The organism is Caulobacter sp. AP07, from assembly GCF_000281955.1.
GTDB lineage: Bacteria > Pseudomonadota > Alphaproteobacteria > Caulobacterales > Caulobacteraceae > Caulobacter.
Genome location: NZ_AKKF01000170.1, coordinates 1 through 9,801, shown reverse-complemented (window position 1 = coordinate 9,801; position 9,801 = coordinate 1). Strand labels below are relative to the sequence as shown.

11 protein-coding genes are annotated in these 9,801 nt (G+C 73.6%); 4 read left to right on the top strand and 7 right to left on the bottom strand.

Annotated elements, in window-relative coordinates; genetic code table 11:
* A partial coding sequence (locus PMI01_RS14935; protein WP_007670276.1) for a hypothetical protein occupies positions 1 to 382 on the top strand: 382 nt, incomplete at its 5' end.
* Between the two features lie 2 nt (positions 383 to 384).
* Here PMI01_RS14935 and PMI01_RS14930 read toward each other — a convergent pair.
* The 5 genes from PMI01_RS14930 to PMI01_RS14910 form a co-directional block, all read right to left on the bottom strand.
* Positions 385 to 1,311, bottom strand: coding sequence for a DnaJ C-terminal domain-containing protein (locus tag PMI01_RS14930; RefSeq protein WP_007670270.1), 927 nt, complete (start codon positions 1,309 to 1,311; stop codon positions 385 to 387).
* A 79-nt stretch (positions 1,312 to 1,390) separates the two neighbouring features.
* On the bottom strand, positions 1,391 to 5,218 hold the full coding sequence (locus PMI01_RS14925) for a baseplate multidomain protein megatron (protein ID WP_007670267.1): 3,828 nt from the start codon (positions 5,216 to 5,218) through the stop codon (positions 1,391 to 1,393).
* Positions 5,219 to 5,363: 145 nt separating this feature from the next.
* On the bottom strand, positions 5,364 to 5,876 hold the full coding sequence (locus PMI01_RS14920) for an NlpC/P60 family protein (RefSeq protein ID WP_007670265.1): 513 nt from the start codon (positions 5,874 to 5,876) through the stop codon (positions 5,364 to 5,366).
* A 121-nt stretch (positions 5,877 to 5,997) separates the two neighbouring features.
* Positions 5,998 to 6,648, bottom strand: coding sequence for a baseplate hub domain-containing protein (locus PMI01_RS14915; RefSeq protein ID WP_007670262.1), 651 nt, complete (start codon positions 6,646 to 6,648; stop codon positions 5,998 to 6,000).
* Positions 6,648 to 7,280, bottom strand: coding sequence for a DUF2460 domain-containing protein (locus PMI01_RS14910; protein ID WP_007670258.1), 633 nt, complete (start codon positions 7,278 to 7,280; stop codon positions 6,648 to 6,650). Before PMI01_RS14910 ends, PMI01_RS14915 begins: the two co-directional genes overlap by 1 nt.
* Before the next feature lie 66 nt (positions 7,281 to 7,346).
* Here PMI01_RS14910 and PMI01_RS14905 point away from each other — a divergent pair, with 66 nt between their 5' ends.
* From PMI01_RS14905 to PMI01_RS14895, 3 genes are all read left to right on the top strand, one after another.
* Positions 7,347 to 7,886, top strand: coding sequence for a hypothetical protein (locus PMI01_RS14905; protein ID WP_007670256.1), 540 nt, complete (start codon positions 7,347 to 7,349; stop codon positions 7,884 to 7,886).
* Positions 7,883 to 8,467: a hypothetical protein gene (locus PMI01_RS14900; protein WP_007670253.1), complete on the top strand. Its 585-nt coding sequence runs from the start codon at positions 7,883 to 7,885 to the stop codon at positions 8,465 to 8,467. The genes PMI01_RS14905 and PMI01_RS14900 overlap by 4 nt, the downstream gene beginning before the upstream one ends.
* 64 nt (positions 8,468 to 8,531) lie before the next feature.
* Positions 8,532 to 8,990 carry a DUF805 domain-containing protein gene (locus tag PMI01_RS14895; RefSeq protein WP_007670249.1) on the top strand — a complete coding sequence of 153 codons (459 nt, stop codon included), beginning with the start codon at positions 8,532 to 8,534 and terminating at the stop codon, positions 8,988 to 8,990.
* A gap of 48 nt (positions 8,991 to 9,038) precedes the next feature.
* Here PMI01_RS14895 and PMI01_RS14890 read toward each other — a convergent pair whose 3' ends face one another.
* Complete coding sequence (locus PMI01_RS14890; RefSeq protein ID WP_007670246.1) at positions 9,039 to 9,593, bottom strand: hypothetical protein; 555 nt, start codon at positions 9,591 to 9,593, stop codon at positions 9,039 to 9,041.
* Positions 9,590 to 9,801, bottom strand: a 212-nt coding sequence (locus PMI01_RS14885) for a phage tail assembly chaperone (RefSeq protein WP_007670245.1), incomplete at its 5' end; no start/stop codon positions are given. The genes PMI01_RS14885 and PMI01_RS14890, both read right to left, overlap by 4 nt.

Here is a 9,801-nt window from a genome sequence, read left to right as displayed (position 1 = left end):
CACGGCCAGCGCGGCCGCCGCCAACGCGGCCGGCGCCGCCGCCGTCGCCACGGCCAACGCGGCGGCGGCGGCGCTGGCGGCCACCAACACGCCGCCCGCCGCCGCCCAGCCCTCGGCCGCGACCACGGGCGTCAAGGCCAGCATCCGCGACCTGTTCCAGAACGATCAGGGCGACGCCGACCTGGGGGATTTCCAGATGATCCTGATCAGCCTGGTGGCCGCCGGCATCTTCCTGTGGTCCAGCCTGCTGTTCATGAGCGTGCTGGACGTCGTGAAGACCACCACGCTGCCGGACATCGACACGACCCTGCTGGGCACGTTCGGCCTGGGCCAGGGCGCCTATCTGATCAAGAAGGCCGCCTTGCCGGCCGGCCAGGGCTGACCCTACCGCCGCCGGGGCGTGTAGGGCCGCTTCTCGCGCCAGGCCTCGGCGAACTTCTCCAGCTCGGCGTCCGGCGTGTCGGGCAGGGTCACCACCAGCCGGGCGAACAGGTCGCCGCGCTTGCCCTTGCCGTCCGACAGGCCCCGGCCCTTGAGCCGCAGCTTGGCGCCGGAATTGGAGCCCTTGGGGATCGACAGGGTCACCGGGCCGTCGGGGGTCGGGGCCTCGACCTTGCCGCCCAGCACCGCGTCGGGGACACTGATCGGCAGGTCCATGACCAGGGTGTCGTTCTCGCGGTGATAGATCCGGTGCGGCTTGATCGCCAGCTCGATCAGGGCGTCGCCGGCCCCGCCCCGGCCGGGGCTGCCCTGGCCCTTGAGGCGCAGGGTCTGGCCCTCCTGGGCGCCGACCGGAATGGTGACGTCGATGGTGCGGCCGTCTGAGAAGGCCACGCGCTTCTTGCCGCCCGTGATCGCCTCCTCCAGGTCGATGTCCAGCCGGGCCCGCACGTCGCCGCCGCGCGGCGACGAGAAGCCGCCGCCCGCGCCGCGGTTGCGGCCCAGGATGTCGCCGAACAGGTCGTTGAGGTCGATCTCCGGGCCGTCGCCGGCCCCGCCGCCGCGACCGAAGCCGCCGCCGCCCCGGTTGAAGCCGCCGCCGAACGGCGAGCCCGCCCCGCCGAACCCGCCGCCGCGCATGGTCTCGCGGCCGTCGGCGTCGATCTCGCCGGCGTCGAACTTCTTGCGCTTGTCGGGATCGCCGATGATGTCGAAGGCGGCGCTGACCTGCTTGAAGCGGTCCTCGGACTTCTTGTCGCCGGTATTGGCGTCCGGATGGTGCTGCTTGGCGAGCTTGTGGAACGCCTTGCGGATCTCGGCCGCGGTGGCGGTGCGGGAAACGCCAAGTTCCAGATAGGGATCGCGCGCCAAGGAGGCTCCTCACTTCAAAGACCAGAACGCCTCAATTAGGCGGTTCGGCGCGCCGTGCAAGCTTATTGTTGCATTAATATCACAGCAACGCCCGCCGAGACGCGCCCCAGCCGAACAGGGCCGAGCCCTGGGCGATCCTGACAGCCAGGACGCCGGTCGGTCCAGCGGGGAAGTCGGCGGCGCGCTGGGCGGCGGCGTAGGTCCAGGTCGGAACGGTCGTTTCCACCGTGCGGACCACGCTCTCGCCGTCGAGGACCTCGACGCGCCAGACCTCCCGCTCCTCGCCCAGCGGCACCTCGGCGTCCCAGCCGTCGCCAGCCCGACGGGCGCGGCGGACCCAGCTGACGACGGCGTCGCCGGCCGCGTTGCGCACCCGAAGGTGAGCCGGCGACCACGGGCGGGCCGACAGGCCGCGCCAGGTCGCCGCCGTCTGGCTCATCGCCGGACCCGAGGCCGGGCCGCCGGCCGGGGCGGCGCGCCAGGTCAGCGGCAGGCCGCGCTCGGACAGGGCCAGGTCGGCGCGGACCAGGGCTTCGTCCAGCACCACCACCGCCGCGCCGGCCGGGGTCAGGGCGGCCATGGCCGGATCGCTGCCGGCCTGGCCGCGCAGCAGGCCCGACAGGGTCCAGGCGTCGGCGCCGACCGGCTCGGCCTCCAGGAACTGGACAATCTCCCACGCGCCGCCCGCGCCCTGCACGGCCACCGCGTTGGCCCCGGCCAGGACGGCCGAGCGGTCGCGGCCGCGCGGGGCGGCGCCCTCCAGCCGCACGGTCAGGCGGGTGGCGCGGTCGAAGCGGTGCAAGGGTCCGGCCGGCAGGTCCGACAGGGTGACGCCGACCGTGGCGGGGACAGCGGCGGTGGCCCGGACCCGCAGCGCCTCCAGCCCGACCCCGGCATGGACGTCGAAGGCCCGCCACGGCGCGGCGGCCACCGCGACCAGCGGCCGATCGTCATCCTGACCCGGAAGGTCCAACACGTGGAGAACCGGCGGACCCGAGGTCTCGCGCGGCGGGGCCGGCGACCAGTCGAGGTCGCCGTCGATCCGCACCGGATCGACCACCGGGACCAGCTGGGCGCGCGGATGTTCGTCCAGGTCGATCCGCGCCGCCCGCCAGACCGCGCCGTCCAGGGCCAGGCGGTCGCCGGACTCCAGGCGCAGGGCGACCAGCGGCGACAGGTGGGCCGTGACCTCGCGTCCGTCGCCGGCCGCCAACAGGCGCCGGGCCACGGCCCGGGCCTCGGCGGCGGCCAGGACCAGCGGCGCGTCGAGGTCGGCGCTCCCCTCCCCCGACTCCGGCCCGCCGTCACGGCGGACGATCACCGAGCCGGTCTGGTAGTCGCGGGCGGCGTCGATGAAGCGCAGGCGCAGGGCCTGGAGCGGGGCGGCCAGGGCGCGGTGGGTCGAGACCGGGGCCGCGCGGTCCTCGGGCCAGGCCAGGTCGTCGTCGCCCAGCGCCAGGGCCGCCGGGCCGGCCCGCCCGGCCAGGGTCACGCCGTCCCGCCGCTCGACGGCGTCGAGGGCGAAGGCCTCCAGCAGCGGGGCCAAGGCGTCGCGCAGCCGCATCGGCCGGTCGACCACATAGCCCACCACCGAACCGCCGGCTTCCCCGGGATCCAGCGTCACGCCGGCCCGCTCGGCCAGGGCGGCGACCAGTTCCGGCAGCGGCGCGATCCCGGCCCGGCCGTTCAGCCAGTGGCCCAGGGTCCAGTTGGGTCCGTCGGCCCAGACGGCGGCGCGGGCCGGGAAGTCGGGGAACGGCCGGGCGTCCCAGCACCAGGCGCCGGCCGCCTCGATCATCGGCCCGCCGTACAGCGGCGAGACCGGATTGGCCGCCGGGTCGGCCAGGTGGGCCAGCACCGCCTCCAGCGCCCGCCGCTGGCCGACCTCGTCGCGCGTCCCGTCCGAGAACGGCGGCAGGGCGCTTTCCATGCTCTTGGCGTCGACGAACAGGTTCGGCGCGTTGGCCCCCTTGTCGACCGCGCCGCAGCCGAACTCGACCAGGCGCAGCGGCTTGCCGCCCGGGACCCAGGCGGTGGGCGTCGCCGCGCGCACGCCGCCGGGGCGGTCGAAGTGCTGGCGGCTCCACCAGGACGCCAGGTCCTTGGGCCGGAACACCCAGGGTTCGCCATGGGCCCCGTCGGTGATCGGCGTGCGGACCTGGGCCAGGCGGTCGGCGCCGGAGGCGTAGTACCAGTCGAAGCCCTCGCCGCCGGTCAGGCCGTGGCGCAGATAGGCCAGGTCGTGCGGCCCCTTGAAGCCGGCCGCCGCGTCGAGGTGGTCGTCGCCGTCCCGCCAGTCGGCCAGGGGCGGATAGAAGTCGATGCCGACGAAATCGATCGCGGGGTCGCTCCACAGCGGATCGAGGTGGAAATGGACGTCGCCGCTGCCGTCGGCCGGCTGGTGGCCGAAATACTCGCTCCAGTCGGCGGCGTAGCCCAGCTTGGTGACCGGGCCGAGCAGGTCGCGCACCTGGCCGGCCAGCGCCTTCAGCGCCGTCACCGCCGGATAGGACGAGGGCCCGTCGCGCACCGTGGTCAGGCCGCGCAGCTCCGAGCCGAGGATGAAGCCGTCCACCCCGCCGGCCAGTTGCGCCAGCTTGGCGTAGTGCAGCAGCATCCGCTGCAGCCCCCAGTCGCCGGCCGGACCGCTGTAGGTCGGCAGGCCGCCAGCCTCGCCGAACTGCGCCGCCGTGGCCGCGCCGAAGAAGCTGGCGACCTGCGCCGTCGCGGCGGTCGTCTTGTCCGGCGAGCCCGGGCGACCGGCGGCGGGATGGCAGGTGATCCGGCCGCGCCACGGATAGGCGCCCTGCCCGACGCCGCCATACGGATCCGGCAGGGCGTTGCCGGCCGGCACATCCATCAGCACGAACGGATAGAGCGTCACCCTTAGTCCGCGCCGCTTGAGCTCGGCGATCGCCTGCAGCACCGCCCGGTCGGCCGGCGTGCCGCCATAGGCCAGGGCGCTATCATGGCCGGAGACCACCGCCGCGTCCTCGCGGTCCAGGCCATTGACCCGCCAGTCGAACGGGATCGTCGCCTTGGCCGCCTGCTCGACCTTCGGCCGGATCGCGCACGACCCGCAGCGCAGGTCGTCGCCGAACCAGGCGACCACCAGGGTCACCTCCTCGACGTTGGGCAGCTGGGCTTGAAGCTGGTCCAGCGACACCAGCAGGTCGGCCCGGCCCTCGCTGTTGTTCAGAGTCTCGGCCGTGGTGCGGGTCAGGCCGTCGCGGCGCAGGACCAGGTCGGTGGCGTAGACGAACTCGCCGGCCCCGGGGATCAGGCAGACGCCCTTCAGGTGGTCTTCCAGGGCCGCCGGCGCGCCGCTGGCGCGGGGCCGGCGGAACACCTCGAACGACAGCTGCGGCGGGCGATTGCCGTAGGCGGCCAAGGGTAGATCCTCGAACACCACATAGGCCACGCCGCGATAGGCCGGCGCGGCGCCCTCCACCGCCTCGATCAGGGCGTCGGGCGCCTGGTCCTCGGCCCCGGTGTGGACCCGCATGACCACCCCGGCCATGTCCATCGGCTTGCCGTCGGCCCAGACCCGGCCGATCCCGTCGATCGGACCCTCGCAGACGGCGACGGCGAACGACAGGCTGTAGGCGGCGCTGCTGGTGCGCGGCCCCTTGCTCCCGCCCGCCCGGCCCTCGACCCAGCGCTCCTTGAACCGCGCCGCCCAGATCACCTGGCCGGCCACCCGGGCCCGGCCGAACACCGCCGCCATCGGCGCGCCCTCGGCGGCGCCCGACAGCCGCAGCTCCGGAATGCGCGGCCCGGTCCGGCGCGCCGGGGTCAGGGCGTCGATCACGGCGTTGTCGACGACACGGCCGAGCACCGCGCCGACGGCGCCGCCGACCGGCCCGCCCACGGCGGTTCCGACAGCGGCGAGGATGACCTGGGCCATGGGGGATCTCCAGAGACCCTCTCCCATGGGGAGAGGGAGGGGGTAAGACGTCGACCGGCGTGCCGGCAGGGCGCTCAAGGTGCAGCTGGTCTTCGATCCCAAACGCCGTCATCCCCCGCTTTATGCGGGGGACCCAAGCGGCCCCTCAGAACGACAACGACCAACTCGGCTTGGGTCCCCCGAACAAGTCGGGGGATGACGGCGTTTTGAGCTGGGTGCTTTCCGGAAACCGGAACGCCGCCACCAGCCGCGCGCGCCACCAACGGCCCAGCCAGCTCTCCACGCAGGCCCGGCCCCAATAGGCGTGGATCATCCGATCAGGACCAGAAAGGATCGCGCAATGCTTGGCCGGTGCGTCCGGCGCCATGCGGAACACCAGCACGTCGCCGGGCCGGGCCGAGGCGGGGTCGAGCGGCGCCAGGGCCCGGTCCAGAGCCTCGAGCAGCAGCTCCCGCCCGCCCAGCTCGGCCCAGTCGGGGCGGTAGGGCGGCGGGGTTTCCGGCTCGGCGCCATGCAGCGCCCGCCAGACCCCGCACACCAGCCCCAGGCAATCGCAGCCGACGCCGCGCAGGCTGGCCTGGTGCTGGTAGGGCGTGCCCAGCCAGAGGCGGGCTTCGTGGAGGGCGCGCTCGCCGATCGATACCGGGGCGGCGCTCACTGGCCCCCTCCGGGCCTGCGGCCCTCCTCCCCCAGAGGGGGAAGAGTTCGCGCGCTTGGGCTCCGCCCCCTATGGGGGCGGACAGGCGGCGCCAGCCGCCAGGTGGGGGCAAGTCCGCGCCTCACCGCCGTCCCCCATCGTTCCGCTCGCCCTCCGACGGGTACAGCGTCAGGAAGTCCTCGCCCGGCGCGCTGGGGAAACCCCGGAAGTTGACGCCGTTGCCGAACGCCTCCCGGCACGTCGTCCAGCGCTTGTCGCAGGTCGCGCCGGGGAACGCCGCGAGGTCCACGCCGCACCGCCCGTCGCCGAACGCCGCGTCGCACGACCGGCCGAAGGTGCGGCCCGCCACGCGGTCCAGGGCCGCCAGCGGTCCTTCCAGCGCCAGGGTGAAGGCCCCGCCCTCGGCCTTGGCGCCAGCGACCGTGGCGCGCCACAGCTCCACGCCCAGGCCCGGCGCCGACCAGTCCACGAACCGGCAGGCCACGATCGCCCCGTCATACAGCCCAGCGGCCAGGTCGGCTTCGGACAGCCCCGCGTCGTCGAAGCCGCCGATCGCCGTGGCCGTCCCCGGCGCGAAGCCGGCCGCCGTCTCGGTCGCCCCGGCGGTCCAGCCGCTGGCCGCCCGGCAGGTCACGCCATCGATCGCCAGGTCGCGGTCGTGGTCGGTGAACCCCAGGCGAACGCCGTCCTTCCGGGTCAGGATCCAGGCGTGGCACAGGCTGGCCGCGCCGCTCTCGATCCGCGCCGCCAGCGCTTCGGGCACGGCGCGCATCAGACCCGCACCTCGATCAGGGCCACGGCCCCGACCCGGGCGGCGTTGAAGCTTTCCAGGGTGACGTCGATGCGGTCGCTCTCGAAGCGCACCGGAGTGTCGAACTCGAAGCCGGCGGTCACCGCCGCGCCGGCCGCCGGGGCGATGTTGACCGTCACCAGGCCGGTGGCCGTATCGACGGCGAACGCCGCCGGCCCCAGGACCACCCCGGCCACGGCGACCTTGACGGTCCCGGCCACCGGCTTGGCGATCGGCCGGACCACCGCCGTCCCGCCGTCGCCATAGGTCTTGGCCAGGGCGAACACCTTGCGCGTCCCGTCGCCGGTCCCGATCGCCTGGTCGCCGGCGGCCGGGGTCATCGACGGGGCGCACGAGCGGCAGTCGGCCGGGTCGCGGAACCGGAAGCCGTGCAGCCGGCCGCGCCGTTCCTCGAAGAACGCCACCAGGGCGGCGGCGTCGTCCAGCGGCCGCGTCGCCGTGCCGATCAGGTAGCGCCGGCGGCCCTGGGCCCAGGGGCTGGACCGCCGCTCGAAGCCCGAGCCGAGGGTCACCACCTGGGTCCGCCGCTCGACCCCGCCGGTGCAGCCGAAAGCCAGGCGCGCGGGCAGGCGCGCCTCGTGGAACGCGCTCATGGCACGGCTCCTTGTGTGTGAGTGAATATTCACTTATAGACGCAGCAAGCCTGGAGGAGCCCGCCGATGCGCCTTGTGTCCCTGCTGTTCGACCCGCGCGGCGCCGTCGACCGGCGCGGCTTCTGGAGCGGCCTTCTGCAGCTGACGGTCCTGAGCCTGTTGGTCTATCTGGGCCTGAGCCAGATGGAATGGACCGTGGGCGTGGCCGCGCTTCCCGGGATCGGCGAGGCGTTCGTCGTCGGCTACGTCGCTGGAGAAGCCTATGGAGACGGCCTTCCCGACGTCACGCTAGCGGCGTCGCTGCTTCTCGTGGCCGCGCGCCTCTACGTGACGGCGTGCCTGATGCTGAAGCGGGCGCGGCACGCGGGCAAGGGCCCTGGCGTGGTGGTCGCCTTCGGCCTGTCCACCCTCCTGGTCCACGTCCTGATGGGGCTCTGGGCCTACAGCCTCTTCGGCGAGGATATGGCCGTGATCCTGCCGATGCTGGCCGACCTGGTCGTCGCCGTCGGCCTTGGCCTGGGATTCACGCTCTGGCTGGGCGTGCTGCGCGGGTCACCCGGGCTCACCTTGCGCCAACCGCGCGATAAGAACCGAAAAACCCGATGAAACTCGTGTCACTGCTGCTCGACCCTCGCGGCGTCATCAATCGTCGCGCCTACTGGATGGGCCTTGGCCTGGAGGCGATCCCGCCGATCGCGGTCTTTTGCCTGAGCCTGACCGGACTGCCGGCGGCGATGTTCGACGCCGTCGAAGGCGATGTGATGGAGCAGGTCTCAACGCTGATCCTGACCGGCGTTCTGGCCACGGCGCCGGTCATATCCGGCGCCCTTGGACCGCTGCTGGTTTCCGACTCCGGGGCGACGCCTCCAGACGTCGCTTCGATCGCCGTCTACATCCTGGTCGTTGGGAGCCGACTCTACGTGATGGCGGTGCTCTGCCTGAAGCGATCGCGCGACGCTGGTCTGGGCGCCGGCCCGGTGATCGCCTTGGGGCTGGCCACCCTGACGGCCGACGTCGCCGCCTGGGCGTGGTTGCGGTCCATGCCCGTCACCGCCGAAATGGGTCTGGCCGTTCCTGGGGTGATCAATGTGCTGGTCGTGACGCCGTTGTGGGTCCTGGTCCTCGCCTGGCTGGGCCTGGTTCGTTCAGCGTCGGTCCGCGCGCGCCAGGTTAAACCCGCGTCATGACCTGCAATTCACTTAAACCGCGAGTTCGCCAGCCCTAGTCTCTTCTCAAGATTGGAGACTTCTCATGGACTGGAAATCGCTGTTCTTCACCGCCGACGGCCGCATCGGCCGCCAGGCGTTCTGGATCGGCTGGTTGATGCTGCTGGGCGTTCACGTGGTATCCGGCGCGATCCCGCTGATCGGCTGGGCCCTGGGGCTGGCGGCGATGTTCGCCTCGGTCTGCCTCTACACCAAGCGCCTGCACGACATGGGCCGCACCGGCTGGTGGCAGGTGCTGCCGATCGTGCTGGGACCGGTGCTGATCATCGGTTCGGCCATGACGATCGGCTTCGGCGCGCTGCTGGCCGAAATGACCAACGGCGACGCCGGCTGGGCGGCCCTGGCCGGGGTCGGCGGGCTGTTCGTCAGCCTGGCCATCGCCTTCGTGACGATGATCGGCTTCACCCTGTGGGTGGGGACCGCCGAAGGCCAGCCGGGCGAGAACCGCTACGGCGAACCGCCGCTGACGATGGTGCTGGCCTAAAGCGCTGGCGTGGAAACCCTCTCCCCTCCGGGAGAGGGTTTTTCGTATCTACAGCCGCCGCGCGCCCAGGCTGACCGCCCGGGCCAGGGCCTGGGCCAGCTGGGCGTCGGAGCGGGCCAGGCCGGCGGTGTCGCCGCCCTGGACGTTGACCGTGACGTTGACGCCGCTCGCGCCGGCCGGCTCGATCGAGCCCCCGGTCGCCGGGCGGAACAGCTCGGGCCCGCGCTCGCCGACCAGGTAGGCGCCGCCCGCCGTCACCGCGCCGCCGTCGGCCCTGGCTCCGGAGAAGGCCGAGCCGACCGCGCCGGCCAGGGCCTGGACCAGGCCGCCGCCTCCCCCCTTTCCAAGCAAGCCGCCCGCCCCCGTCGACACCGCCTCCAGCACCGCCCGCGCCAGCTCGGCCAGGCTGATCTTGCCGTCGGCGGCGGCGTGGGCCAGCGAGCGGGCCAGGCCCGTCCCAGCCTTGGCGAAGGCCTCGTCGATGGCGCGCGCCGCCTGCTCGGCCGGGGCCTTGAGGGCCGACAGCGCAGCGGCGGCGTCGGTGGCGCGGGCCGGGACGGCGTCGAGGCCGCCCCAAGACTGGATGGGGTCGAAATCGCTCATGGGATCTCCTCGTCGGGAAAGCGGGCGACCAGGGCCGCCAGGGCGTCGCGGCTCAGGATCGGCGCGGCCGGGACCTGCGTCAGGGCCCGCCACTCGGCCAGGGACAGCCGCCAGAAGGCCTCGGGCGGGATCGACAGCCGCAGCGCCAGCCGCAGGGCCGCGCGCCAGTCGGCGTTCACGCGCAGGCCGCCAGGGCGGCGGCCACCGC